Below are 23,580 nucleotides of genomic sequence, written 5' to 3' on the forward strand. Positions count from 1 at the left end.
GGAGTACAGGCCTATGTTGTTACGCGTAACTGATCTCGTCAAAACGTACTCTGGTCCGGATGGCCCTTTGCCGATCCTGAATGGAATCAGCATGGAAATGAATGCAGGTGCAACGCTTGCTTTAACCGGTGAGTCCGGTTCAGGGAAAAGCACGCTTTTGCATCTGGTGGGCGGGTTGGATCAACCTGACACGGGGTTAGTTGAGATTGATGGAACGGACATTGGAGCGTTGGATGATGCGACACGTGCCGCCGTTCGACGCGACAAGGTTGGTGTCGTGTTCCAACAGTTCAATCTTATCCCCTCGCTTACGGTCGCCTCCAACATAGCGTTTCAAGCGCGCCTTGGCGGACGCGAGGATAAGACATGGATCAAAGACCTCGCCACGCGCATGGGTCTTTCGGAACAGATGTCCAAGTACCCTGAGCAGCTCTCAGGCGGGCAGCAACAGCGCGTTGCAATTGCACGAACACTGGCCGCACGCCCCGCGCTGATCTTGGCGGATGAGCCCACCGGTAACCTAGATGAAATCACTGCAGATTCAGTATTGAACCTTATGCTGGAACTGGCCGCTGAAACAAAGGCAGCACTACTTATGGTGACCCACTCGGAACGCTTAGCTGCACGAATGGATCGCCGGTTGCACCTGCGAGCAGGTCGCGTGGCATGACGAAAGCGGGACTACAGGCACTGTTATCCCATTGGCTGCGCAACCCGATGCAGCTTTTCACATTGATCGTTGGGCTGTCGCTTGCAACGGCGCTTTGGTCTGGCGTGCAGGCGGTAAACGCCGAAGCGCGGGCCAGTTATGATGCTGCGGCGCAAACTTTGGGCGAAGGACAATTCGCGCAGATCACGTCAGCCGATGGTGTAATTCCACAAGCTGATTACATTCGTTTGCGGCGTGCTGGGTGGTTGGTCAGCCCCGTTGTCGAAGGGCGCCTCGACGGGGTGCGCTTGATCGGCCTGGATCCGCTAACATCTCCAAGTGGAATGGCGCCTATGGGCGTTCGTGACGAAAGCCTATCGACTGATGTTCTCATCGGCGGCGTTTTGTTTGCTACGCAAGAGACGTTCGATCGGTTGGAAGGTCATGATGTGTCGCACATCGTGACACCCGATGCGGCCCCGAATGTTATCATCACGGACGTCGGGACAACACAACGGCTTCTCGGTTTGGAAAACACGCTTAGCCGCCTCCTCGTGTCACCTGTGCAACCGGTTGTGCAAACTCCAATAAGCGAGGTCACCCCGACCCTAACCTTACGCGCCCCTCAAGACGGATCTGACGTCGGCAGGCTTACAGACAGCTTCCACCTTAACCTCACAGCATTTGGTTTGTTGTCTTTTGCTGTTGGCATTTTCATCGTGCACGGCGCAATCGGTTTGGCGTTTGAACAACGCCGCCCTGTTATTCGAACGCTTCGTGCGCTGGGCTTCCCTTTGCGTCGCTTGATCGCTCTGATCGCGATCGAATTACTGGTGATTTCGCTTGTAGCAGGCGTAATCGGTATCGGGCTTGGCTACATTGTTGCAGCTGCACTTTTGCCCGATGTCGCAGCGACGATTTCCGGCCTGTACGGAGAATCCGTGTCCGGCACGTTGCAACTACGACCTGAGTGGTGGTTGTCCGGCTTAATGATCGCTGTTGGCGGGACGTGCATGGCGGCTGCAGCGTCTCTGTTCCAACTCGCACGCATGCCATTGCTTGCCTCGGCGCGGCCGCGCGCATGGGCGATGCAAGCGGGCAGGGGGCGACTATATCAGGCAATCCTCGCGGTTGCGTTGTTGATACTCGCCGTGTTTTTGGGTGCAGTTGGAAACGGCCTCGCGGCGGGTTTCGGTATGCTCGCCGCGCTGTTGATCGGCGCAGCTTTGGCGCTTCCTGTGATCCTTGATCGCATACTTGCATTTGGTGCGTCGCGGGCAAGGTCTGTCATGGCTGAGTGGTTCTGGGCGGACACACGCCAGCAGCTTCCGGGGTTGTCGTTGGCGTTGATGGCACTTTTGTTAGCCATGGCTGCAAACGTGGGTGTGTCGACGATGGTGAGCAGTTTCCGTCTAACGTTCACGGGTTTCCTAGACCAACGGCTTGCGTCTGAATTTTACGTCTATGCCGATGACGCTGATCAGGCGGCGGCGTTGCAAACCTACTTAGTACCGCGGGTTGACCAAGTTCTGCCAATCCAATCGGCCAACCAAAACGTGCGCGGTTTGCCTTCAGAAATCTATGGCCCAACCGCGCACTCCACCTACCGCGAAAACTGGCTATTCCTCCAAGCAGCCCCAGAGGCATGGGCACAGATTGAGGCGGGCGAGGGCGCCGCGATAAACGAGCAACTCGCTCGACGCGCCGACGTAGCCATCGGCGATGAAATCACTTTGGCCGGCGAGCCGTTTCCTGTCCTTGGAATATATGGCGATTACGGCAACCCAATCGGCCAGGTCATCGTAACCGAAATTGCATTCAACCGACTATTCCCCGAGATTAGGCCGCTGCGTTTTGGGGTTCGGATGGATACTGCTAATGTACCTGCCTTGGCGGACGCATTGCGCGAAGACTTCGGCCTTGAGGACGCAAACATGGTGAACCAAGCGGGGATCAAGGCCTTCTCTCTCAGCGTTTTCGACCGGACCTTTACGGTAACGGGTGCGCTGAATGTGCTGACCCTCGCCGTTGCTGGTTTTGCGATCCTGATGAGCCTTCTGACACTTGCCACCATGCGCCTGCCACAACTTGCCCCCGTTTGGGCACAAGGTCTTACACGGGCGCAGCTGGGGCGCATTGAGATCATCCGCGCTGTTTTGCTGGCGCTCCTTACTACGGTCCTTGCTCTCCCGCTCGGTCTCGCACTTGCATGGACGCTGCTGGCAATCGTGAACGTCGAAGCGTTCGGTTGGCGTCTGCCGATGTTCCTGTTTCCATTGGATTACGCGCGCCTTGCGATATTTGCAGTCGGTGCAGCAGTTCTTGCGGCCCTTTGGCCAGCGCGAAAACTCGCCAGAACGCGCCCTTCAGACCTTCTCAAGGTGTTTTCAAATGAACGTTAAAATTCTTCTGGTGCTCCTTTGGCCTTTCGCTGCGTCTGCCCAAGGCTTCGCTGGGCTCGGGACATCCACTGATGGCTTCGCCACACCTGAAAGCCCTGCGGTCTTTGACTTTAGCGCCGATCACGAGCCGCACCCCGATTACCGAATTGAATGGTGGTATCTAACTGCCAATCTTCAGGACGATGATGGGACGCACTACGGCCTGCAATGGACACTGTTTCGCACCGCTTTGACCCCTGATGGGGGCGACGGTTGGTCGTCGCCACAGTTGTGGATGGGGCATGCCGCCGTCACCACGCCAATTGATCACTACGTTACAGAACGCCTTGCACGCGGCGGGATCGGGCAGGCGGGCGTGACCACCGCCCCGTTTGAAGCGTGGATTGATGACTGGCAACTTTCCGGACCTGATTTCGACAATCTCAACATGACGGCGAGCGGGCCAGATTTTGCCTATGACATGGACCTGATCGCATTGGGCGACATCGTGTTTCACGGCGATGATGGCTACTCGGTTAAATCCGCCGACGGGCAAGCGTCTTATTATTATTCACAACCCTTTTATGCCATCGAAGGGATGCTGACGTTACCTGACGGGGATGTCCATGTAACCGGAAACGCATGGTTGGATCGCGAATGGTCATCCCAGCCTTTGTCAGAAAATCAGACGGGTTGGGATTGGTTCTCGCTGTCTTTGGAGGACGGAAAACTGATGGGGTTTCGCCTGCGCCAAGACGATGGAAGCTATTACACATCTGCAACGTGGATCACGCTCGATGGTGAAACGACCGCATATCCAGACGGTGCGTTTCAGGCCGAACCTATCTCCTATTCTGACGTAAATGGCCGTCAAATCCCGACGCAATGGAATGTCCGGCTCGACGAGCGTGGGGTCGATCTTGATGTTTACGCCCTCAACCCGCAATCGTGGATGGAGACGTCGGTTCCGTATTGGGAAGGGCCGATCATCGTCGAAGGCTCGCACACTGGCGTAGGGTATCTTGAAATGACCGGCTATGAGTGACGCAGCCGTGAAGACATGCCCCTCGCCCAAATGGCCAACGGGCGTTAAAACGGCTTTATGAAACAAACAGTTCCTTTCACCCGTGATCTTGTACTTGTTGGCGGTGGCCACACCCATGCGTTGGTTTTGCGCAGTTGGGGAATGAATCCGCTTCCAGGTGTTCGCCTGACAGTTATCAACCCAGGCCCGACGGCACCCTATTCGGGAATGTTACCCGGTTTTGTTGCCGGACATTACACCCGCGATGAGTTGGATATTGATCTGGTGAAACTCGCCCGTTTCGCAGGTGCACGCATTATCGTTGGCAAAGCCGTTGCGATTGATCCGATCGCAAAAACAATCAGCGTGCCAGATCGCCCTGACATTGCTTATGATGTCGCGGTAATTGACGTTGGCATTACGTCTGAAATGCCGACCCTCGCAGGGTTTGCCGAACACGGTATTCCGGCCAAGCCGCTCGGCGTTTTTGCGTCTCGTTGGGATGCCTACCGTGCAAACGCGACAACGCCTAAAGTCGCCGTAATCGGTGGTGGCGTGGCAGGCGCGGAACTCGCGATGGCGATGGCATACGCCCTGCGCGACCAAGCACCAGAAGTTTCATTGATCGACCGTGGCGAGGTGCTGGACGGGTTCAACGAGCCGACGCGAAATCGCCTTCTCGCAGCGCTAGAAGAACTGAATGTTTCGCTGGTTGAGCATGCCGAAGTCGCCGAAGTCTTGCCCAATGCGGTTCGGTTGACCGACGGCACGCTTGTCCCGTCGGATTTCACAACTGGCGCTGCGGGTGCACGTCCGCATGATTGGGTTGCCGATATAGGTCTGGATCTTCAAGAAGGGTCTCTTGTCGTTGGACCAACGCTACAAACCTCAGATCCTGATGTGTTTGCGGTCGGAGATTGTGCGTATCTATCCCATGATCCGCGTCCAAAGGCTGGTGTGTTCGCGGTCCGTGAAGCGCCCTACCTATTCGACAATCTGCGCGCCCGACTATCGGACGGTAAGATGCGGAATTACCACCCGCAGAAAGATTACCTCAAACTGATTTCGCTTGGCGGAAAAGAAGCGCTCGCGGAAAAGCTGGGCACAGCGCGGCGCAGCACGCTTTTGTGGAAATGGAAAAACCACATCGACCGCACGTTCATGAACCAGTTTGAGAAACTCCCCCAAATGGAGCCAGAGCTACCGTTGCGGGTTGCACAGGGCGTCAAAGATGCGCTCGGGGATACACCATTATGCGGCGGGTGTGGCGCGAAGGTGGGGCGTGGTGCCCTTCAAGGTGCGTTAAAGACGTTGCCAGAAACGGGGCGTAACGACATCGTGCCGTTGGTCGGTGACGACGCGGCGTTGCTGAAAACTGGTGGTGCGTTGCAGGTGTTTACGACAGATCATTTGAGCGCGGTAACTGACGACCCAGTTCTTATGGCAAAGATCACGGCAATTCATGCGCTGGGTGATATTTGGGCGATGGGTGCTGACCCGCAGGCGGCTGTTTTGTCCTTAACGCTACCGCGCATGTCGGCCGATCTACAGCAACGCACTGTCACAGAGGTCACGCAAACCATTTCCGAAAACTTGGGCGGTGCCGCGTTGGTTGGTGGACACACGACAATGGGCGACAGCATGACCATCGGCCTATCGTTAACCGGCCTGTGTTCCGCCGATCCGGTGACATTGGCTGGCGCTCAGGTCGGCGATGTGTTGGTTCTGACCAAGCCAATCGGATCTGGCACGATACTGGCCGCAGAAATGCGCCGCCTTGCGCGAGGGGCGGACGTTTTGGCCTGCTACAAATCTATGACGCAAAGCAACGAGGACTTTGCGCGGGCGTTGAAAGATGCGCATGCGATGACGGATGTGACTGGCTTCGGGCTTGCAGGGCATTTGGCGGGCATGTGTGAAACCTCGGGTGTTGGCGCGACAGTGCGATTGGACAATGTTCCATTGCTCGACGGAGCGTTGTCGTTGGCCGAATCTGGCGTGCGGTCTTCGCTGTTTCCAGACAACCGAAATGACACGCGCATCACTGCACCCGACACCGCACGTAGCGCCCTTATGTTCGACCCTCAAACAGCGGGCGGATTGTTGGCGGCACTTCCACGGGATCAGGCAGTTGCGATTACAAAGAAGTTCCCGAACGTTGGGATATCGATCATAGGTGAGATCACCGAAGGTCGCGGAGTGACATTCAGCTAACGCTATTAACCCACGCTGCGATTTGTTGGGCCAGATCAACGCGCGCGTCTTCGCTCAGTTTATCAGCCTCGAAACGATGCAAAACTTCTGCTCCGTTGTGGGACCGGCCCGACCGATATGTCGGGTCGTAATGTTCTTCCATCAAGGCACGTGCGAGGTCTTCAAACGCGCCGCCTTGTAGAAGTTCAAGCCATGCATCGACCAACCTCCCGCGGTGACGCCGAAAATACTCTAGCTTATGTGCGAGGGTGTCCGAATTTGCGCTGAGGTCCGAATAGGTGCTCGCCAAATAGGCGGCACGTGCATCAATCGGTGCATCTATCTCAATACGGGGCGCGGCTTTCATCGCCGTCCACAAAGACGGCGGAAGAATACGCGCGCCGACTTTGCTGCTTTCGGCTTCAACTATGACTGGGCGCTTCGGATCAAGCTGCGCCAAGGCGCAAGCCAGCGCCGTCTCAAATCCTTTTTGGGCAGGCTGGTCAGTATCCATCGCGCCAAGCAAAGACCCGCGATGGTTCGCGATCCCTTCAAGGTCTAGGACCTGAACACCAAGCGTTTTTAAGCGGTGTAAGATGTCTGTTTTCGCCGTGCCAGTGTTGCCATCAAGTAGGATTAACCGATGCAACAACCTATCGTCATAGAGGGCACCATGAACGAGGTTTCGGTAGCTCTGATAGCCACCCTCTACCACCTCAGCGCGCCACCCGATCTGCGTCAGGATGGATGTGAATGATCCGGACCGTTGCCCGCCGCGCCAACAGTAGACGAGTGGCCGCCAGCCGCCATCCATGTCCTTCAACGGTCCATCCAGATAGGTCGCTACATTTCGAGCCACCATAGCCGCGCCAATTTTGCGGGCTTTAAACGGTGTTTCCTGCACGTAGATCGTTCCAACGCGCGCTCGTTCTTCGTTGCTTAATGAGGGAAGGTTGATCGCACCGGGGATGTGATCCTCTGCGAATTCCGCAGGCGATCGCACATCAATCACGGTATCAAAACCGTGGTTCAGAATGTCGCTAAGGGTGGAAAACGCAGTTCGCATACCGTGTTGTCTATCCCAGCGGGTAACCGGCCGAAAGGCGCATGTCGGAATGGGACGATTAGGTGGTTGGAGTTAGGGCAGTTCGCCCTGTTTCATGCAGCGTAAACCATTTCCCACCATCAAGAACCGCAGGCACCAAAGTGCGCCCATATCCCGCGCCTGAGTCAAGGTTAACGCGGTTGCCATGATGTTGTGGAAAGTCGAGCGCGGTATGCCCATGAACCACTACATTGCCGTGGTCGGCATCACTGTCGAGCCAACCGTCACGGATCCACGTAAGGTCTTCTTCAGTTTGTTTGGATAATGGAACGCCGACGCGTAGGCCCGCGTGAACGAACGTATGCTCGTGCGTTTGGTAAAAGCGTGGCTGCGCAGCGATCCAATCTAGGTGCTCTTTTGGAACAGCGTTCTGAGCCAGCTCTTTCAAAGAATTCAGTGCATCCGTTGGCGTGGGGTCCAAGCCTTCGGTCGCGAAATTAGTCATCCCTGTCGCTGCCTGCAAATCGTCAGCATCAATGTAGGAGGCGAGTGTCGTATTGCCGCCCAAACGGTGGTGCAGCCATCCTTTGTTGGACAGGATGTGTGCATCTTGGGTGATGCCACTTGTAACAAAACGCCAGAACATGAGGTCATGATTGCCGATCAAGCAGGTCCACGGGCGACCTGCCGCTTGCCCGTCAATCAAGGTTTGAATTGTGCCTTTGGCGTTGGGCCCACGGTCCACATAATCCCCTAAGAAAACGATCGGGGCATCCGCACCACCGTCTGCTTCGATCAATTGCAACGTGCGGTCAAGTTGACCCGTAAAGCCGTGAATGTCGCCGACGCAGTATAGCATTTATCGTCCTTTTTGCCGGTGGCGATGAGGGGTGGGTTCAAATGATCCAGAATGAAATTGCCCCCGCCCCCTCAATTCCAAGTCATTGAAATCGAGGGGGCGAGGGCAAAAAGATTTAGTTAACGTCGAATGCCAGTGGTTTCACTTGTGTGAACATCCCTGTCGCTTCGAGGTCTTTCAGCGCGCCAGCAGGTGCGGCTTCGTCAATGTAAAGCAAAGCAATTGCTTCGCCTTTGGCTTCGGAACGACCCAATGTGAAGTTCGCAATGTTAACGTCGTTCTTGCCCATAGTTTGGCCAAGTGTACCAATGATACCCGGAACGTCTTCGTTGGTTGTGTAAACCATATGCGCACCAATTTCGGCGTCGATGTTGATGCCTTTGATCTGGATAAAGCGCGGTTTGCCATCAGAGAATACCGTACCAGCAACCGAACGCTCACGCTTATCAGTTACAACAGTTACTTTGACATAACCGTCGAATGCGCCGGATTTGTCCTGTTTTGTTGTGCTGATTTTGACTCCGCGTTCTTTGGCGATCACTGGGGCGGACACCATGTTCGTGTCAGGGTTAGCCTTCTTCATGATGCCAGCAACCACAGCAGCTGTCAGTGCCTTAAGGTTCATGTCAGAAACGGAACCGTCGAACATGATGTTGATGGCCTTAATAGGCTCATCTGTCATCTGACCTGTAAAGTTACCAAGGTGACCTGCAAGGTCGATCCAAGGCCCCATAACCTTAGCTTCTTCAGCAGTCACAGACGGCATGTTCAACGCGTTGGTAACTGCACCTGTCAGCAAGTAATCAGACATCTGCTCTGCAACTTGCAGCGCTACGTTTTCCTGCGCTTCGGTAGTTGCCGCGCCAAGGTGGGGTGTCACAACAACGTTTGGCAGGTTGAACAGCGGGCTTTCTGTTGCTGGTTCAACAGCGAACACATCAAACGCCGCACCAGCAACGTGGCCGGATTTCAAAGCGTCTGCGAGGGCTTCTTCATCAACCAAGCCACCACGCGCACAGTTCACAATCCGCACACCTTTTTTCAGCTTGGCGATGTTTTCGCGGCTAAGGATGTTAGCTGTTTGGTCCGTAAACGGAACGTGCAGTGTGATGAAGTCAGCGCGCGCAAACAGATCGTCGAGTTCGACCTTTTCAACACCCATTTTGTCAGCTTTTTCTTCGCTCAAGTAAGGGTCAAACGCCACGACCTTCATTTTCAGGCCTCGTGCACGGTCGCAAACGATACCACCGATGTTACCCGCACCGATAACCCCGAGTGTTTTGCCAGTAAGCTCAACACCCATGAATTTGGACTTTTCCCACTTACCTGCGTGCGTTGATGCAGATGCTTCTGGGATTTGACGTGCAACAGAGAACATCATTGCGATGGCATGTTCCGCGGTCGTGATCATGTTGCCGAACGGCGTGTTCATCACGATCACGCCCTTCTTGGACGCCGCTTCTTTGTCGATGTTGTCAGTCCCGATACCGGCCCGCGCGATGACCTTAAGGTTGGTCGCGTTGTTCAGGATTTTCTCGGTGACTTTGGTCGCAGAACGAATTGCGAGGCCATCATACTGACCGATCACTTCAGCCAGCTTGTCTTTGTCCTTGCCGAGGTCTGGTTGGAAATCGACTTCAATGCCGCGATCGCGGAAAATCTGAACGGCGGTTTCGGAAAGTTTGTCGGAGACGAGTACCTTGGGAGCCATTTTTAGCATCCTTCAATGAAATGTATGGGGTGGGGCCGCACAACGCGGCCCCGAAAAATTGGATTTATTAACCAGCGATCTCGGCTTGGAATGCCCAGTCGAGCCACGGCAACATCGCTTCGATGTCGGACGTCTCAATCGTGGCACCACACCAGATACGAAGGCCCGCAGGCGCATCGCGGTAAGCGCCGATGTCCAATGCAATACCTTCAGCTTCAAGCCGCTTGGCAATTGCTTTGGCGAATGCAGCGCCGTCAGTGATGCGCGGGTCAGTGAACTTCAAGCAAACGGACGTGTTCGAACGTGTGGCCGCATCAACTGCCAGATTGTCGATCCAGTCGCGCGTGGCACAGAAGTTCCAGATCGCGTTGGCGTTCGCATCGGCGCGCATACGCAATGCATCCAGACCACCGATGGATTTAGCCCAGTTCAGCGCGAACAGATAGTCTTCAACGCAAAGCATGGATGGGGTGTTGATCGTCGCACCGGTGAAGATACCGTCGATCAGCTTACCGCCCTTGGTCATGCGGAAAATCTTCGGCATAGGCCAAGCAGGTGTGTAGCTTTCAAGGCGCTCAACAGCACGCGGGGACAAAACGATCATCCCGTGGGCTGCTTCACCGCCCATAACTTTCTGCCAAGAGAACGTTGTGACGTCGAGCTTTTCCCAAGGAAGGTCTTGCGCAAATGCGGCCGAAGTCGCGTCGCAGATTGTCAGGCCAGCACGGTTTGCAGGGATCGGATCACCCGCGACACGAACGCCGGATGTTGTACCATTCCACGTGAACACGACGTCTTGGTCGTAGTCCAAGGCTTCCATGTTGATGATATGACCGTAGTCCGCGATATGTTCAGATGCCTCGATCTTAAGCTGCTTAACGACGTCGCTGACCCAGCCAGCGCCGAAGCTTTCCCATGCAACCATCTGCACAGGACGTTCGCCCAAGAGAGACCACATCGCCATTTCCATCGCGCCAGTATCTGATGCGGGAACGATGCCGATTTTGTAATCCGCAGGAATGCCAAGCACGTCGCGCGTGCCTTCAATTGCTGCTTTCAATTTGTCTTTGCCCACAGCGGCACGATGCGAACGACCAAGCGGAGCGTCCTTCAAAGCATCAAGTGACCATGTTGGGGGTTTGGCACAGGGGCCAGAGGAAAAACGCGGATTTGCCGGCCGCGTTGCCGGTTGTTGAGTAGCCATTGCTGGTATCCTTACAGATAAATGCCCTTCGTTGGGGAAGGGTGTCCCACCGCCGGACATACGGAACCCCAGTAAAAACAGCAATAGGCAAAGGTGTTTGCTTTGTAGGTAAATGCAGCCTTTTGCAGAACGATGCAGGAACGCATGTTTCCTATTGGCACAAATTTGACACAAGGAAATCCGGTTTTGTTCCACAACATCGAGCCGCAGAATCAGGTGGCAGGCTTCATGCAATCAGCCCATTTCTGGCGGGTCAGGTGGCGTCATGAGCGGCATGGCGTTGATCTGGGCGGCGAACGTCAAAGGCCTGAAACCAGCCGCCAAGATTGTGCTGATCCAACTGGCGGACTTCCACAACAAAGAGACGGGTCAATGCAATCCGAGTGCCAAGCGGCTTGCGGACGAATGCGAGATGGGCCGTGCGACGTTGTTCCGGCACATGACGACCTTAGAGGAATGCGGCCTCGTGACGCGTCATGCCCGTGGTGATGGCGATGGAGGGCGTGGGTCTAACCAATATGAACTGCACCTCGATATCACCCTTGGCCCAAGCGCCCTCCCGAAGGGTGGCGGTCCCAACGGGGTTGTGTCTCAAAATGAGACGGGGGGAAACGTCTCAAAAAAGCGAGGGAAAAGTCCCAAGGGTGAGACGGGGGTAGTCTCAAATCGGGACACGAACCTTACCATTGAACCTGTGAAAGAACCACCTACGCGCAAGCGCGAGGCGGCGATGGATGAAGAAGCTGAGAAGATTTTGGCGGCGTATCCATCCGACCGATTGCGGGGCAAAGCGATCTGCCTTGCCCAGATCGAAGAGGCCGTGAAGGAAGGGATCGCACCAGAGGACCTGCTGCTAGCCGTCCAAGCCTACGCGACCGATAGCGCGGGCTTCACCCGTTCCAAGGTCTGCTTTTCCGACAACTGGTTTCAGTCGCGGCGCTGGAAGGCCTATGTCGAGAAGCAGGCGGAAGACCGAGAAAAGGCGACAGCATTGCAGGCCGATCACCAAGCGCGGCTGGCCTGCTGGATCAGTGATCGCAGCCCGATGTGCAAACACATCACGGGCACCCAAGTCACGGCGTTGCTTGCGTCGAAAATGGTTTCCGAGGCCCAACTCCAAGCCGCAGGCCTCAGATTATGACCGCAACCAATCCCACAGAAGAGCAAACAGCAAGGCGACCCATGTCATACGCTGGCGCTGCTGACACGGGACCTTGCGAGGGGCGGCACGCCTCCCCTTCGAACCCCACCGGCGCGGGAAAAGCCCGCACCAAAGAGCCGCTGACCGAGACCTTCGTCTTTCGGTGTAGCGCCGCAGAGAAGGCCCAGCTCCGCGCCAAAGCCGAGGCCGCTGGCTTGCCTGCCGCGACCCTGCTGCGCGAGGCGCTTGGCTTGACGGAAGCCCGCCGTCGCAAGCCCATCCCTCGCGTTGACCCGGCGTTGGTGCTGGCCGTCGGACGCATCGGTGGCAACCTCAACCAGATCGCTCGTTGGCTCAATTACGCCGTGAAGATCGGGCGCACCGACCTCGACGCGCTCACCGTTGCCCGCCGCCTGCTGACCATCGAGCGCCAGCTTGCCCAGATCATCGAGGTGTCCCGCCGATGCTGATCAAGTTCTTCCGCAACGGCAAAGGCGCGGGGTCCGGTCCGGTCGGCTACCTCGTCGCGGACAAGGTGCTGGCCTATGACGACAACCGCGACCTGATCCGCGATGCAAACGGCCAGCCCATGACCGTGACCCGCGAACCATTGCCGGAGGTCTTGCGCGGCAATCCCGACCGCACCGAGGCCTTGATCGACGCAAGCCGCCACCAATGGACCTACCGCGCGGGCGTCATCAGCTTTGCCGCCACCGACGCCCCGACCGAGGAGCAGCAGGCCGAGGTCATGGACCACTTCGAGCGTCTGGCCTTCGCGGGGCTGGACCCTACGCAATATGACGTGCTTTGGGTCCGACATACCCACGAAGACCGCGTCGAGCTTCACTTCTGCACACCGCGCCTTGAGCTGATCTCAGGGCGAAGTCTGAACATCGCACCGCCAGGTTATGAGAAAGCCTTCGACAGCCTGCGCGATGTGATGAACCAGCGCCACGGCTGGGCCGACCCGATGGAGTTGGAACGCACCCAAGAGGTCCGCGACACCATCGAGACCCCAACCCGCGCCCAAGGCCGCGACGAGCTGCACGCGTGGATTCAAGACCAGATCAGCGTCGGCCTGATCACCGACCGCGCCAGCATGCTCGACGGGCTCGTCGATGCAGGCTTCGACATTCCCCGTGCGGGTAAAGCCTACCTGACCGCCCAAGACCCTGACACCGGCGAGCGCTGGCGTTTGAAAGGAGATATTTTCCATGAGGACTGGCAAGCCAACCCGGCTGAGCGAGAAGCTGAACGCGGAACTGGACACGATCCGGCAGGACTACGCCGCCTCGATGGCATCCCAGCTCGAGAGCTTCAGAACCGATTTGAGCAGCATTGCGACCATCGCGCATCGTACAATCGAGATCGATACCCGCACCTTTTTGCGACAGAACAAGAGCTGGCTGACGATCTCGCCCTGGCTGATCACGGGGACGTTCTTGGCGGGGATCGTCTTGATGATGGCGGCGAGCTTGTTTTGGACGCTGATGCTGGCCAGCTCCGAGATGACGGACTTGGGCTTGACGCGGATCGACAGGGAGGACGGGACCTGGCTGGTATTGGACCCGACCAAGACAAGGCTGAGGACCTGCACGCTGGGCGGCAGATCAGTGACCTGCATCAAGATCGAGGAGGATTAGATGACGACACCCCTAACAGCCTTGGAACGAGACTTGCTCGCCTGCGTCGAGCGGTTGGTGACGGTCTCAGAGGTCTCAGCAAAGGAATTGAGCGGGTTAGAAGCACGCTCGACGACCAAGATGCAGAGCCAGATGGATGGATTGGCCGCCTGCGTGTCGGTGCTCATTCAATCGCAAACGGCGTCCGTGGCTGCGTTGCACGGCTTGTTGAGCGCGGGCTCGAACTACGGGAAGCTGCGCACGCAACTCGAGAGCAGCTTGAAATTAGTGAAAGCCGCCGAAGAGAGGTTGAGACAGAGCTAGAGACGCGGGAGGTCGAGATGGATCGAGGGCTGACACATTAAGTTTTGCCATCATACTGGTTGCGCAGGCCTTCTAAGGGCTGTTGCTGCAGCACTAAGATCAAGAGAAGATCAAGAAGTAGGCCTTCAATATATTGTGCTTGTATGTGGGGTTCAACGATATCTGGTATATGGCTCTTCATTTTGGGCACCTCACGGTTGTATAGTCGAACTTGAGTCAAGAGCCGATCAAGAATCTTAAACGCGCACTTAACTTGCCGCTTAGCTGCGAATCTGCTATTTGCTCCCTTATAGGGATCGTATTACTTATTGACACTATGGGACCGCTGGAGTAATTAGACGATGAGGATCATAGCCCGGCCAAAGCTGATCGCATTTTCAAAACGGTTTCCTGACGCGAAAGCGCAGTTGGATGTGTGGTGGTCAGAGGCGCACCGCGCCGAATGGAAGACACCAGCGGACGTTAAGGCACAGTACCGCAACGCAAGTATTCTGAAGGGTGGACGTGTGGTTTTCAATGTATGTGGGAACAAATATCGACTCATAATGAAGTTCGACTATGCAAAGGGAATAGGGTTTGTCCGATTTCTTGGGACGCACAAGGAATATGACCAAATTAACGCGGAGGAAGTGTGATCATGAACGAACATAGGATTCGCCCAATTCATTCCGATGAGGACTACGAAGCTGCACTTGCGCGCGTGGAAGCGCTGATGGACCTTGATCGCACTCAATCTCAAGATGATGAGTTGGACATATTAGCGACGCTGATCGAGGTTTTTGAGGATCGTCAATTCCCCATGGACCAGCCTGATCCCATAGAGGCGATCAAGTTTCGTATGGAACAAATGGACATAAAACAAAGTGATTTGGCACCAATCTTTGGGAGCCGATCAAAGGCCTCTGAAGTGCTTAGCGGCAAAAGAAGTTTGACGTTGAAAATGATCAGAGCTTTGAACGAGCATCTGGGCATCCCTGCCGATGTTTTGATACGGGATGGCAATGGGTTACCGAACACTCTGGACGAAATTGATATCGAGCAGTTTCCAGTGGCGCAGATGGCAAAGCTGGGGTGGATTGAAAAGTCAGCTGATATCAAAGATCGTGCCGAAGAAATTGTGCAGAGGCTTGTAGCCTGTGTGGGCGGCCAGCAAGCCTTGCCCCAGGCTCTCTTCCGCCAAGGTGGCGGCGCACGGGCAAACGCCAAGACGGATGTCCACGCGTTGCAGGCGTGGTGCCTGCACATCCTTTGCAAGGCTCGCAATGCGGGTCTGGAAGGGGTATTTCAGCCTGGAACAATTACACTTAATTTTCTCCGAGAGATTGCATGTCTAAGTGAATTTGACGAAGGACCAAAGCTTGCCAAAGAAAAGCTCGCCAAGCATGGGATTGCGTTAGTCGTAGCATCTCATTTGCCAAAGACATATTTGGACGGAGCTGCACTGTGGACTGTTGATAGTGTTCCAGTTGTCGGTATGACAATCAGATATGACCGCCTGGATAACTTCTGGTTTTGTTTGCTGCATGAACTTGCACACTTGGGGAGACACTTCACGAACGGAGACAGCGAAGTCTTCATAGACGATCTGCAACTTCGTGAACGAAATCACGAGCGCGACGACGAACGAGAACGTGAGGCCGATGAATGGGCGCAGGAGGCTCTAGTACCTTCTGACCTTTGGTTGGATCATCCCGTGCGTTCTCGTCCCAGTGTCCAGAACGTCCTTTCCCTGTCGCGTCAAGCCAAGGTTCACCCGGCGATCATTGCAGGCCGCATTCGCCATGAGATGAAGAATTATAGGCTTTTGTCGCAATTTGTGGGCGCAAAGCAGGTTCGACCGCTGCTGATGGAGGATGCTGCTTAAGAAATTAAGCGGGGTGCCCTGCAAGGCTACCCCGCTTTTCACAATATGAAGATTGGATACAGGCGCATCTACTCTTCGTGGCTCCGGAGACCGAAGCACTCTTGTGGTGGTAAACAAGGGATAGACGGTTCGGGACTCTAGGGCAAATCTTTTAACTTGCGCCAAGGAGTACGCCAAATGGCTACTATCAAGACCCTGACACCTGAACAGGTGGCTATCATTAAGGCCCGAATTGCGAAGGGCGACTATCAACATCGCATTGCAGCAGACTTTGACCTAAACCAAGGCCGTGTCAGCGAAATCGCTACTGGGAAGCGCTTTTCAGAAATTCCTCCCGCACTGATGGAGGTTTCACATGTCTGACAAGCTATTCAAGCCCGGTCAAAAGGCACCACGCTCAGGACAGTACGAGATCACTGGCCCGCGTGGTGGCAGGACCGGTGTAGAGCGCACGGTGACTCGGAATGAACCTCTTCCGCCTCCTGAGGAGAAGGGCCAAAAGTACCGCCTTGCTGATCCGACAAAGCATCGCAGCAAGCGTTAATGTGGAAATGCGCGGCCCGGCCAAATTTGGGCCGCGCAATGCAGGTGATTTAAGCCACGCTAAGTGGTTAGATGTTGGAGACCCGGCGAGCCTTAGTGCCTTGTCAGGCGTGATCCCGGTTGCACCCTTGGTAAATCTCTCAATTCGCGTCCGAGCCACGTCCAGACGCCGCGAAAACGTCCTAGCTCCAACAGCGGCGCAATGCGCCAGATGTAGCGAGCTGACCTTCGCTGCGCGTCCGATCAAGGCGCGCTCCGCGGACAAACCGGACTTATGCAGGCGCGGCTGTTGCTGACGCAGCATTAGTTCGCACGCGCGGCGCGTTCATCGCTGTGTCGCAGCTGATGTCGCCATACCGGTCGATCAGGGGCCCCGATTGTGCCTGAGCCAAGACCGAACTTTCGCCGTACGCTTCGCCAATATGAAAGATGGTGGGACAGAGATACCGTTCGCGAAACTCAAGCTAACGGCTGCTTTACTCGTGTAGGTTGCCGCCAAAGCCATCCTTCATCAATGCGTCCAACATAGGACAAGCCGCAGAGCCATCGTCGCAGTTCTTGGAAAGGCTCAAGAGCGCGTCTTGGAGGCGCACTAAGTTCTCAATCTTGGCGGTGATCTCACCCAGATGGTTCTCAGCCATTGCTTTCACCTCGCCACAGGATCGGTCACTCAGCTCGGTCAGGGATAGAAAGGTCTGAATAATCGAGATCGGGAAGCCCAAATCGCGACACCGGCGCACGAACCTGAGTTTGGCAATTTCATCGGACGAGTATAGCCGACGCCCGCCTGCCGAGCGCCCCGGTTTCGGAACCACACCCTCACGTTCATAATACCGGATCGTTTCGATGTTCACGCCGCTTTGTTCTGACGCTTTGCCGATGGTGAACATTTTGCTTGCTCCTGTAGTGGCTACAGGAAGTAGAAGTGCAAAATGGACATGAATGCAAATCAACAACCCGTGGTAGACACCGGCATCGCTGCCCGCCTAGTGATGCCCTTCGCAGCGCTTTTGGCGCTATTGTCGGCGTCATGTTGTGTTTTGCCTATCGGCCTATCGATATTAGGCCTTGGTGGCGCATGGCTCACCATGCTTGGCCCATTCATCGCTTACCGAGGGTTCATTCTTGTCGGTGTTGCGATTGCACTGGTTTGGGCTTGGTATCGGGTGCTGCGGCGCAAGCCATGCTCAACGCGCAGGCGGTCCGCAATTATCTGGACGTCACTTGCATCCATCGCCTTTTTGATCGCACTGTTTTCGCCGCTCTGGGAGGCGTCAGCGCAGCGTTTTATGTGGGATTTGTGGAGATCGACACGATGAAAAACAAACTACTGGCGCTCGGGGTGGGCGGCACGATTGTGGCGATCCTCTGTTGCTTCACGCCGATCTTGCCGGTCGTGCTTACAGCGCTTGGCCTGACAGGCCTGCTTGGTGTCGTCTACAGCGATGCTGTCTTGCTGCCGATATTGGCAGGATTTCTCATACTCACGGGGTACGCGATATGGCGACAGAAGACGCAAAAGTAGTGCTGCAATCGACTCTCACCTGTCCATCTTGCGGGCACGTTGAAACCGAGACTATGCCGACCGATGCCTGCCAGTGGTTTTATGAATGCAAGTCATGTCAGACCGTCTTGAAACCGCTAGAGGGGGATTGCTGCGTCTACTGTTCTTACGCAACAGTTCCATGCCCACCGATCCAAGAAGGCAAGTCCTGCTGCGGTGTTTAGGTATGCACGGGCTTAATCTGCTTGGGTGCCTGTTATCTCGCCGAATACGATTTCTCGGCCATCTGGTGCCATAGCTACAATCTCTCGGCAACCGTATGGCTTGTCGGTGATCGGGCTTTTGAGCTTTGCGCCTCGGCGCTCGAATTCGTCATGCAGCGCTTCTATGTTTTCTACCCAGAAATAGGCCGCCCACCCATGTTTTCGGAATCCCAATGTTCGATGACAAGCAAGCATGATTGTCTGACCATCTCGGTCCAAAGTCACAAATTTTGGACCAGTCCCAATCTCCGTACCAAGTTCAAATCCGAGCCGCTCTACAAAAAAGTCCCGCATCGGTCTTACTGTGCGGCTGTTCACCTGTAGCACTGCGGCGGTTCGTTGGAAGCAAGAGGAAGGGATTTCTTCAGTGCTCCCTCTCACAAAGTTCATGATCAGCCAGAGACGCCAAGACATAGCAGTCTTCAGAAACGCCGTGCCCATCACATCCCTTCGAAATTCGCGTGAGTTCCTTTTCCAAAAGCTTGAGCCGTTTGATTTTCGCGCGAACATCTGCAAGCTGCGAAACAGCGATGTCCGTTGCGGCCTCGCACGATCTGTCTGGATGATCCTGTAACTCGATGAGCGATGATATCGCCTCAATCGAAAATCCCAGATCACGAGCGTGACGAATGAAACTCAGTCGTTCCAATCCTTCCTTATCGTAGCGTCTTTGGTTGCCACTCGTGCGCTCGGCTTCTGCCAAAAGTCCCATTTCTTCATAGTAACGAATGGTGGGAACCTTGACCTTTGTGCGCTTGGATAGCTCGCCAATAGAAAACATAAAGAAACCTCTTGAACCTCTAGTCACTAGAGACATTATACTATCATGAACGTAAGATGAAAGAGGTTACCCCATGGCAGGCTGCTGCGGACATGACGCCAAGTTTGATGGTGTCTCAGATGACTACAAACGACGGCTCTGGATCGTCATTGCACTTAATGCGATAATGTTCGCGGTTGAGATGACTGCGGGCCATTTGGCGAAGTCACAGGCATTGCAAGCCGATGCTCTCGACTTTGCAGGGGATGCAATGACCTATGGCATCTCACTGGCCGTCATAGGAGCGTCGCTCCGCGCCCGTACTAATGCCGCGCTGTTCAAAGGTTTTAGTCTTTTGCTGATGGGGATGTGGGTTTTCGGATCGACGGTGCACCGCGTCTTTTATGTTGGGGTTCCCGCAGCCGAGATCATGGGGGCTGTTGGTTTTCTGGCATTGCTAACCAACCTTGCCAGTGTGTTCTTACTGGTGCGCTACAAGGACGGTGACGCGAACGTGCGCTCAGTCTGGCTATGCTCCCGCAATGACGCCATCGGCAACGTCGCCGTTATGTTCGCCGCCTTGGGCGTCTGGGGCACTGCAACGGGCTGGCCTGATCTGATCGTGGCAACAATCATGGCGGGACTGTTTCTGTCGTCAGCATTCCAGATCGTGCGCCAAGCCCTCGCGGAACGGCGGGAAGTGATCGACCACGGCCACGTAGAGGTATGATGCATAGCATGCTTGTTGCTCTAGGTCTGGGCATTGCGGCTATGACCTTGGCCGCGATCCTTTGGTCAATCGCCTTTCCTGCGCGGCGGATATGGCCGCCCAAACGCTATACGGCACTTACACCTTTCCTTGTCTGGGTGCCGACATTCACGCTGTTCGGTGTTCTCATCTTGCTTGGTGTCTTGGGTTGGGCTGATCTGGCCATTCTAAGTTGGGTGCGGTTTGGCGTTGGCCTGCCTCTCATCCTCTTTGGCAACATTGTGGTATGGATGGAAGTCTCGCACTTTGGGGTGCCGCAGACTGGTGGAGCCAAAGGCACCCTGCGCACTGTGGGCATGTATCGTTACTCTCGGAACCCGCAGTACATGGCTGATATTGGCATCGTAAGTGGCTGGATGATCTTGTCAGCAGCGCCTTGGGCAATGGTCGTCGGGTTAGCGGGAATAGCAGTGCTTATCGCCGCACCATTTTCTGAGGAACCTTGGCTCAAGGATAAATACGGAAGCGCGTTTGAACAGTACGCGACACGTGTGGGGAGGTTCTTCTGAGGTACGCAACGAGCCAAAGTCGGATTGCGACTGACACCAAAAAAGTAGCAACGCTAAAAAGCTAGGTAGGCATCCCATCAGCTTTCGGGAGACTGGGGTCCATTTGGTCCCAAGGCTGTGCGCTCTTCACGTAAATGTCACGGCTTGGCTGGTACCAACTTGGATCATCCAAACTGCCCGCGAACAGGATCATTGCTCCTTCGCTTGCCTTGTTGATCAGAAACAGCGGTGATCCACATTCAGAGCAGAAACCGCGAAGCATTGCATGGCCGCGATCAGCTTGGCGCCCGAACCACTTTGGTTCACCTTTCTCAAGCCTGAAATCAGTCTGTTTCACTAGCACAGCTGGAAAATAGGCACTTCCAGTGGCCTGCTGGCAATCGCGGCAATGGCAGTTACCCATGTAGCGGGCAACACCTTCGGATTTGTATCGGACTGCTCCACACGCGCACCCACCGGAAAACTGCTCAGGCAACATGATCTTTCCTCTCCAGTTCATTTTAGGAAGGAGAACCAACTTCGCAACAACTTATAGTCTGAACCTATCTGGTTGCTGCAAGTCCCAGAAAATCCGATATCTCAAGAAGGGTATTTGTGTCTGGGTTCATGCCTGATCGTCCCGTCGACGCTTCGCAAGTTCGCGATAAAGAGCGGCTGGCGTCACCCCAATCCAATCGGCGACGTGCACCCACCCGCCTTCTTCTGGAGGTCCATTAAGTTCGAGATAGGCATCCAGCCGATCTGTTACCTTTCGCAACCGCATGATCTCAATGCGCGTCCGCAGTGCCTGAAGTTCTTTGGTCGTCCGCTCCAATGCCCTTACCGAAAGATGTTTCCCCGAAGAACCGTTCCCAAAGTTCTCCAGAATCTTCGCTTTGGGTATGCCCGAGACCTTTGTCGACCGATCCGTCACCGCATCGCAGTGGTAATGATCTGCAAACAAGGACGCTTCGGCCACAAGATCGCCCGCTTTTGCAGTGTGCAAGGTAAGAAGCCCGCCATCTTTCAGAGCTCGCCGAAGAAGAACTTTTCCCTCCCTTACAAGGAATGCCATTTCAACCTTATCGTTACGCCGAAACAGATACTCGCCTGCGTCTAGTGTTCGAACAGATGCGCCTTCGAATGATGTGAGCCAATGATCTAACATGATCTATATCATGTTTCATGTTGCTCATCATATGCAATGTCTTTGCGCAAATACCGGATCAAACAAGGATATCAAACATGACAACCAAACGCTTCGCATTTCTCATGCTGTTCTTGCCCACCTTTGCCTTTGCTCAAAACCACTCTGGAAACCACGGCTCAGTCCCATCGGACTATGCAGGGCAAGAAACGCGCCTTATCAAATCCCTTTCCGAGGACGACTTGGAAGAGATCGCACGTGGCGGCGGTTGGGGTCTTGCACGCGCCGCCGAGCTAAATGGCGTTCCCGGGCCAACGCATCTCCTTGAGCTTGCCGATGAAATCGGTCTGACCGAACAGCAGCGCGCCGACATCGAGGTAGTCCGGGCGCAGATGCTATCAGACGCCATAACTGCTGGGGAGCGGTTCGTCGCGGCGGAACAATCGCTGGACGCAGCGTTTCAACAAGGCGCACCAGATGCCGATATGCTTGAACGTCTAGTCGCAGAAGCAGGTCAAGCGCGCTCAGCTCTTCGCCTTGTCCATTTGAATGCCCATCTGTTGACTTTATCATTGCTGACTGATGCCCAAGTCAGCCGGTACTCGGTCTTGCGCGGTTATTCAGATGATCCCTGTGCCACCGTTCCAGACGGGCATAATCCGGACATGTGGCGTAGCCATAATGGTTGCAACTAGCCAGGCTCGCGGCGACACATCCTCGTGACTTGTCAAAGCCAAATACCCCCAGTAGGTATTGGTTATGCTTCGTTTGGTTCTGTCGATCATTCTTGTTTTTGTATTCACTGGTGCATCCACCGCATCTGTGATGCATGGCTTGAACCATGGATCGGATCACGCCGACCACCACGCCCAAACGTCAGAAAGCGACCCCTTGGCTGATGCTGAGAAGGCACTCGCGGACTGCTGCGACGCCTCAAGCGGCATGGGGTCAATGCCCTGTTTTGGCGATCTCGCGGCCGCTTCTGCTATTTTGCAGGTCATTCCCGCGAGCAGATCGGTTGTTAGTGTTCTGCACGCTAACTTCGACTTTGCAAACCTGACGCTAGCTGTCCCAACCGGTCCTCCGAAAGTCTAAGCGGCAACGGGCGCTAGCCCGCAGTCCATTCAACTTTCAAATCAAAGGACCGACAGACATGATTACACGTCGTCACTTCACATCTCTTTCCGCAGCGGCTCTTGTCATGACCGCTCTTCCTGCGCGCGCAGGCACGCCTATGCGCGTTCTCGCCTCACCCGGGTGCGGATGCTGTCACGCTTGGGCCGACTTGGCCCGTGCGCGTGGCTACGCTGTCACGGTCGAGGAACTGACCGACCCCGAGGCGCAGAAGTCAGAACGCGGCATACCGCTTGAATTGGCATCCTGTCATACCATTGAAGCGGATGGATATGTCTTCGAAGGGCATGTTCCGTTTGAAGCATTGGAAGCAGTCCTGCAGGATCGCCCAGACGTCACCGGGCTTGCCGTTCCGGGCATGCCGATGGGTTCCCCCGGCATGGGAGATGATCCGTCCGCCCGTTACGACGTTATTGCATTTGGCGGAGAGGCGGGCACCGGAACGGTGTACTACCGAGCTGGTACTGCACAGCCCTTCGACACGTGATGGCAAGTCGCAAGGCAGTTCTTATTACCGGCGGGCTCGCGCTCGCCGGTTTCGCCGCCGCCTTTGTCATGGCACAACCCTCCGATGGGGTCGGTCTGTTGTCACCTGATGACCTTGAAGTGGTCGCCCTTGGTCAGGGCATCTACGTGGCTCAGTGTGCTGCGTGCCACGGGGCGCGCCTCGAAGGGCAACCGAACTGGCGGACGCGGGGCGAAGATGGTTTGCTACCAGCACCGCCGCATGACGCGACCGGGCACACGTGGCACCACGACGATGAAACGCTCTTCACGCTGACCAAATATGGGCTTGCCGGACTGATGGAGAATGCACCCCCATCCGGCATGCCTGTTTACGAAGATGTGCTCAGCGATGAAGAAATCATTGCCGTGCTATCCTTCATCAAATCAACCTGGCCCAGTGATATTCGAGAGCATCACGACGCACTCAATGCCCAGTCCGAATAAAGGA

29 protein-coding genes are annotated in these 23,580 nt (G+C 55.4%); 20 read left to right on the forward strand and 9 right to left on the reverse strand.

Annotation, left to right across the window (positions count from 1 at the left end; translation table 11 throughout):
• The first annotated feature begins 13 nt into the window (after window positions 1-13).
• The 4 genes from OSB_RS00110 to selD are packed head-to-tail and all read left to right on the forward strand — an operon-like array spanning window position 14 to window position 6,268.
• Window positions 14-670, forward strand: coding sequence for an ABC transporter ATP-binding protein (locus OSB_RS00110; RefSeq protein WP_049833071.1), 657 nt, complete (start codon window positions 14-16; stop codon window positions 668-670).
• Window positions 667-3,051: an ABC transporter permease gene (locus tag OSB_RS00115; RefSeq protein WP_049833072.1), complete on the forward strand. Its 2,385-nt coding sequence runs from the start codon at window positions 667-669 to the stop codon at window positions 3,049-3,051. The genes OSB_RS00110 and OSB_RS00115 overlap by 4 nt, the downstream gene beginning before the upstream one ends.
• On the forward strand, window positions 3,041-4,075 hold the full coding sequence (locus OSB_RS00120) for a lipocalin-like domain-containing protein (protein WP_049833073.1): 1,035 nt from the start codon (window positions 3,041-3,043) through the stop codon (window positions 4,073-4,075). Before OSB_RS00115 ends, OSB_RS00120 begins: the two co-directional genes overlap by 11 nt.
• A gap of 57 nt (window positions 4,076-4,132) precedes the next feature.
• Window positions 4,133-6,268 carry a selenide, water dikinase SelD gene (selD, locus tag OSB_RS00125; protein WP_049833074.1) on the forward strand — a complete coding sequence of 712 codons (2,136 nt, stop codon included), beginning with the start codon at window positions 4,133-4,135 and terminating at the stop codon, window positions 6,266-6,268.
• Here the strand turns inward: selD and mnmH are convergent.
• From mnmH to OSB_RS00145, 4 genes are all read right to left on the reverse strand, one after another.
• Window positions 6,261-7,313, reverse strand: a complete 1,053-nt coding sequence (mnmH, locus tag OSB_RS00130) for a tRNA 2-selenouridine(34) synthase MnmH (RefSeq protein WP_049833075.1) — start codon at window positions 7,311-7,313, stop codon at window positions 6,261-6,263. The genes selD and mnmH overlap by 8 nt on opposite strands.
• Before the next feature lie 58 nt (window positions 7,314-7,371).
• Window positions 7,372-8,151, reverse strand: coding sequence for a metallophosphoesterase (locus OSB_RS00135; RefSeq protein WP_049833076.1), 780 nt, complete (start codon window positions 8,149-8,151; stop codon window positions 7,372-7,374).
• Window positions 8,152-8,266: 115 nt separating this feature from the next.
• Window positions 8,267-9,862 (reverse strand): phosphoglycerate dehydrogenase, encoded by a 1,596-nt coding sequence (gene serA / locus OSB_RS00140; protein ID WP_049833077.1) that lies wholly within the window; start codon window positions 9,860-9,862, stop codon window positions 8,267-8,269.
• 67 nt (window positions 9,863-9,929) lie between these two features.
• The gene (locus OSB_RS00145; RefSeq protein WP_049833078.1) at window positions 9,930-11,066 is read right to left on the reverse strand and encodes a phosphoserine transaminase; all 1,137 of its coding nucleotides are present in this window, start codon (window positions 11,064-11,066) and stop codon (window positions 9,930-9,932) included.
• 265 nt (window positions 11,067-11,331) lie between these two features.
• On the opposite strand from OSB_RS00145, the gene OSB_RS16830 reads away from it, so the two are divergent.
• From OSB_RS16830 to OSB_RS16400, 7 genes are all read left to right on the forward strand, one after another.
• The gene (locus OSB_RS16830; RefSeq protein WP_234967414.1) at window positions 11,332-12,207 is read left to right on the forward strand and encodes a helix-turn-helix domain-containing protein; all 876 of its coding nucleotides are present in this window, start codon (window positions 11,332-11,334) and stop codon (window positions 12,205-12,207) included.
• A gap of 41 nt (window positions 12,208-12,248) precedes the next feature.
• Window positions 12,249-12,677: a plasmid mobilization protein gene (locus OSB_RS00160; protein WP_082166492.1), complete on the forward strand. Its 429-nt coding sequence runs from the start codon at window positions 12,249-12,251 to the stop codon at window positions 12,675-12,677.
• Window positions 12,671-14,194 (forward strand): relaxase family protein, encoded by a 1,524-nt coding sequence (locus OSB_RS00165; protein ID WP_049833079.1) that lies wholly within the window; start codon window positions 12,671-12,673, stop codon window positions 14,192-14,194. Before OSB_RS00160 ends, OSB_RS00165 begins: the two co-directional genes overlap by 7 nt.
• A 300-nt stretch (window positions 14,195-14,494) precedes the next feature.
• Entirely contained in the window at window positions 14,495-14,788 is a 294-nt protein-coding gene (locus OSB_RS16975) for a type II toxin-antitoxin system HigB family toxin (RefSeq protein ID WP_049833080.1), read from the forward strand.
• Window positions 14,789-14,790: 2 nt separating this feature from the next.
• Entirely contained in the window at window positions 14,791-16,017 is a 1,227-nt protein-coding gene (locus tag OSB_RS00175) for an ImmA/IrrE family metallo-endopeptidase (RefSeq protein WP_049833081.1), read from the forward strand.
• 177 nt (window positions 16,018-16,194) lie between these two features.
• Window positions 16,195-16,380: a hypothetical protein gene (locus OSB_RS00180; RefSeq protein WP_049833082.1), complete on the forward strand. Its 186-nt coding sequence runs from the start codon at window positions 16,195-16,197 to the stop codon at window positions 16,378-16,380.
• Window positions 16,373-16,561 (forward strand): hypothetical protein, encoded by a 189-nt coding sequence (locus tag OSB_RS16400; protein WP_074202277.1) that lies wholly within the window; start codon window positions 16,373-16,375, stop codon window positions 16,559-16,561. The genes OSB_RS00180 and OSB_RS16400 overlap by 8 nt, the downstream gene beginning before the upstream one ends.
• A 475-nt stretch (window positions 16,562-17,036) precedes the next feature.
• On the opposite strand, the gene OSB_RS00185 is transcribed toward OSB_RS16400, so the two are convergent.
• Window positions 17,037-17,450, reverse strand: a complete 414-nt coding sequence (locus tag OSB_RS00185) for a MerR family transcriptional regulator (protein WP_049833083.1) — start codon at window positions 17,448-17,450, stop codon at window positions 17,037-17,039.
• A gap of 42 nt (window positions 17,451-17,492) precedes the next feature.
• Between OSB_RS00185 and OSB_RS00190 the strand changes: the two genes are divergently transcribed.
• From OSB_RS00190 to OSB_RS16835, 3 genes are read left to right on the forward strand one after another with little or no spacing between them, the layout of a single operon-like run.
• Window positions 17,493-17,879: a hypothetical protein gene (locus OSB_RS00190; protein ID WP_049833084.1), complete on the forward strand. Its 387-nt coding sequence runs from the start codon at window positions 17,493-17,495 to the stop codon at window positions 17,877-17,879.
• Window positions 17,876-18,085: a mercury resistance system transport protein MerF gene (merF, locus tag OSB_RS00195; protein ID WP_038006607.1), complete on the forward strand. Its 210-nt coding sequence runs from the start codon at window positions 17,876-17,878 to the stop codon at window positions 18,083-18,085. The genes OSB_RS00190 and merF overlap by 4 nt, the downstream gene beginning before the upstream one ends.
• On the forward strand, window positions 18,061-18,288 hold the full coding sequence (locus OSB_RS16835) for a GDCCVxC domain-containing (seleno)protein (RefSeq protein ID WP_072936797.1): 228 nt from the start codon (window positions 18,061-18,063) through the stop codon (window positions 18,286-18,288). Before merF ends, OSB_RS16835 begins: the two co-directional genes overlap by 25 nt.
• A 12-nt stretch (window positions 18,289-18,300) precedes the next feature.
• Here the strand turns inward: OSB_RS16835 and OSB_RS00200 are convergent, their stop codons facing one another.
• Window positions 18,301-18,768 (reverse strand): VOC family protein, encoded by a 468-nt coding sequence (locus tag OSB_RS00200; RefSeq protein ID WP_342342030.1) that lies wholly within the window; start codon window positions 18,766-18,768, stop codon window positions 18,301-18,303.
• On the reverse strand, window positions 18,692-19,108 hold the full coding sequence (locus OSB_RS00205) for a MerR family transcriptional regulator (protein ID WP_038006129.1): 417 nt from the start codon (window positions 19,106-19,108) through the stop codon (window positions 18,692-18,694). The genes OSB_RS00200 and OSB_RS00205 overlap by 77 nt, the downstream gene beginning before the upstream one ends.
• 73 nt (window positions 19,109-19,181) lie before the next feature.
• On the opposite strand from OSB_RS00205, the gene OSB_RS00210 reads away from it, so the two are divergent.
• Window positions 19,182-19,817 carry a cation efflux transmembrane domain-containing protein gene (locus tag OSB_RS00210; RefSeq protein WP_049833086.1) on the forward strand — a complete coding sequence of 212 codons (636 nt, stop codon included), beginning with the start codon at window positions 19,182-19,184 and terminating at the stop codon, window positions 19,815-19,817.
• Window positions 19,818-19,825: 8 nt separating this feature from the next.
• A complete protein-coding gene (locus OSB_RS00215) occupies window positions 19,826-20,365 on the forward strand; it encodes a methyltransferase family protein (RefSeq protein WP_158454096.1) in 540 nt (179 codons plus the stop codon).
• Window positions 20,366-20,426: 61 nt separating this feature from the next.
• Here the strand turns inward: OSB_RS00215 and OSB_RS16980 are convergent, their stop codons facing one another.
• Window positions 20,427-20,864, reverse strand: coding sequence for a GFA family protein (locus OSB_RS16980; protein WP_425303909.1), 438 nt, complete (start codon window positions 20,862-20,864; stop codon window positions 20,427-20,429).
• Between the two features lie 105 nt (window positions 20,865-20,969).
• A complete protein-coding gene (locus OSB_RS00225) occupies window positions 20,970-21,512 on the reverse strand; it encodes a Crp/Fnr family transcriptional regulator (protein ID WP_049833088.1) in 543 nt (180 codons plus the stop codon).
• A 77-nt stretch (window positions 21,513-21,589) separates the two neighbouring features.
• On the opposite strand from OSB_RS00225, the gene OSB_RS00230 reads away from it, so the two are divergent.
• From OSB_RS00230 to OSB_RS00245, 4 genes are all read left to right on the forward strand, one after another.
• Complete coding sequence (locus OSB_RS00230; protein WP_074202275.1) at window positions 21,590-22,186, forward strand: Spy/CpxP family protein refolding chaperone; 597 nt, start codon at window positions 21,590-21,592, stop codon at window positions 22,184-22,186.
• Between the two features lie 64 nt (window positions 22,187-22,250).
• On the forward strand, window positions 22,251-22,586 hold the full coding sequence (locus tag OSB_RS00235) for a hypothetical protein (protein WP_049833089.1): 336 nt from the start codon (window positions 22,251-22,253) through the stop codon (window positions 22,584-22,586).
• Window positions 22,587-22,644: 58 nt separating this feature from the next.
• Complete coding sequence (locus OSB_RS00240) at window positions 22,645-23,112, forward strand: DUF411 domain-containing protein (protein ID WP_049833090.1); 468 nt, start codon at window positions 22,645-22,647, stop codon at window positions 23,110-23,112.
• The gene (locus OSB_RS00245) at window positions 23,112-23,576 is read left to right on the forward strand and encodes a c-type cytochrome (protein ID WP_049833091.1); all 465 of its coding nucleotides are present in this window, start codon (window positions 23,112-23,114) and stop codon (window positions 23,574-23,576) included. Before OSB_RS00240 ends, OSB_RS00245 begins: the two co-directional genes overlap by 1 nt.
• Window positions 23,577-23,580 lie beyond the last annotated feature (4 nt).

The sequence above is a fragment of the Octadecabacter temperatus genome (genome assembly GCF_001187845.1).
In the GTDB taxonomy this organism is placed as follows: domain Bacteria; phylum Pseudomonadota; class Alphaproteobacteria; order Rhodobacterales; family Rhodobacteraceae; genus Octadecabacter; species Octadecabacter temperatus.

Bases quoted from the DNA above. Each gene is read 5' to 3' on its own strand.
- OSB_RS16830 (WP_234967414.1), top strand. From the start codon at position 11,332: ATGAGCGGCATGGCGTTGATCTGGGCGGCGAACGTCAAAGGCCTGAAA.
- OSB_RS00110 (WP_049833071.1), top strand. From the start codon at position 14: ATGTTGTTACGCGTAACTGATCTCGTCAAAACGTACTCTGGTCCGGAT.
- OSB_RS00160 (WP_082166492.1), top strand. From the start codon at position 12,249: ATGTCATACGCTGGCGCTGCTGACACGGGACCTTGCGAGGGGCGGCAC.
- serA (WP_049833077.1), bottom strand. From the start codon at position 9,862: ATGGCTCCCAAGGTACTCGTCTCCGACAAACTTTCCGAAACCGCCGTT.
- OSB_RS00245 (WP_049833091.1), top strand. From the start codon at position 23,112: ATGGCAAGTCGCAAGGCAGTTCTTATTACCGGCGGGCTCGCGCTCGCC.
- OSB_RS16980 (WP_425303909.1), bottom strand. From the start codon at position 20,864: ATGAACTGGAGAGGAAAGATCATGTTGCCTGAGCAGTTTTCCGGTGGG.
- OSB_RS00165 (WP_049833079.1), top strand. From the start codon at position 12,671: ATGCTGATCAAGTTCTTCCGCAACGGCAAAGGCGCGGGGTCCGGTCCG.
- OSB_RS00230 (WP_074202275.1), top strand. From the start codon at position 21,590: ATGACAACCAAACGCTTCGCATTTCTCATGCTGTTCTTGCCCACCTTT.
- OSB_RS00225 (WP_049833088.1), bottom strand. From the start codon at position 21,512: ATGTTAGATCATTGGCTCACATCATTCGAAGGCGCATCTGTTCGAACA.
- selD (WP_049833074.1), top strand. From the start codon at position 4,133: ATGAAACAAACAGTTCCTTTCACCCGTGATCTTGTACTTGTTGGCGGT.
- OSB_RS00190 (WP_049833084.1), top strand. From the start codon at position 17,493: ATGGACATGAATGCAAATCAACAACCCGTGGTAGACACCGGCATCGCT.
- OSB_RS00235 (WP_049833089.1), top strand. From the start codon at position 22,251: ATGCTTCGTTTGGTTCTGTCGATCATTCTTGTTTTTGTATTCACTGGT.
- OSB_RS16400 (WP_074202277.1), top strand. From the start codon at position 16,373: ATGTCTGACAAGCTATTCAAGCCCGGTCAAAAGGCACCACGCTCAGGA.
- OSB_RS00135 (WP_049833076.1), bottom strand. From the start codon at position 8,151: ATGCTATACTGCGTCGGCGACATTCACGGCTTTACGGGTCAACTTGAC.
- OSB_RS00145 (WP_049833078.1), bottom strand. From the start codon at position 11,066: ATGGCTACTCAACAACCGGCAACGCGGCCGGCAAATCCGCGTTTTTCC.
- OSB_RS16975 (WP_049833080.1), top strand. From the start codon at position 14,495: ATGAGGATCATAGCCCGGCCAAAGCTGATCGCATTTTCAAAACGGTTT.
- OSB_RS00175 (WP_049833081.1), top strand. From the start codon at position 14,791: ATGAACGAACATAGGATTCGCCCAATTCATTCCGATGAGGACTACGAA.
- OSB_RS00185 (WP_049833083.1), bottom strand. From the start codon at position 17,450: ATGTTCACCATCGGCAAAGCGTCAGAACAAAGCGGCGTGAACATCGAA.
- OSB_RS00205 (WP_038006129.1), bottom strand. From the start codon at position 19,108: ATGTTTTCTATTGGCGAGCTATCCAAGCGCACAAAGGTCAAGGTTCCC.
- OSB_RS00215 (WP_158454096.1), top strand. From the start codon at position 19,826: ATGCTTGTTGCTCTAGGTCTGGGCATTGCGGCTATGACCTTGGCCGCG.
- OSB_RS00240 (WP_049833090.1), top strand. From the start codon at position 22,645: ATGATTACACGTCGTCACTTCACATCTCTTTCCGCAGCGGCTCTTGTC.
- merF (WP_038006607.1), top strand. From the start codon at position 17,876: ATGAAAAACAAACTACTGGCGCTCGGGGTGGGCGGCACGATTGTGGCG.
- OSB_RS16835 (WP_072936797.1), top strand. From the start codon at position 18,061: ATGGCGACAGAAGACGCAAAAGTAGTGCTGCAATCGACTCTCACCTGT.
- OSB_RS00200 (WP_342342030.1), bottom strand. From the start codon at position 18,768: ATGGGCACGGCGTTTCTGAAGACTGCTATGTCTTGGCGTCTCTGGCTG.
- OSB_RS00180 (WP_049833082.1), top strand. From the start codon at position 16,195: ATGGCTACTATCAAGACCCTGACACCTGAACAGGTGGCTATCATTAAG.
- mnmH (WP_049833075.1), bottom strand. From the start codon at position 7,313: ATGCGAACTGCGTTTTCCACCCTTAGCGACATTCTGAACCACGGTTTT.
- OSB_RS00210 (WP_049833086.1), top strand. From the start codon at position 19,182: ATGGCAGGCTGCTGCGGACATGACGCCAAGTTTGATGGTGTCTCAGAT.
- OSB_RS00115 (WP_049833072.1), top strand. From the start codon at position 667: ATGACGAAAGCGGGACTACAGGCACTGTTATCCCATTGGCTGCGCAAC.
- OSB_RS00120 (WP_049833073.1), top strand. From the start codon at position 3,041: ATGAACGTTAAAATTCTTCTGGTGCTCCTTTGGCCTTTCGCTGCGTCT.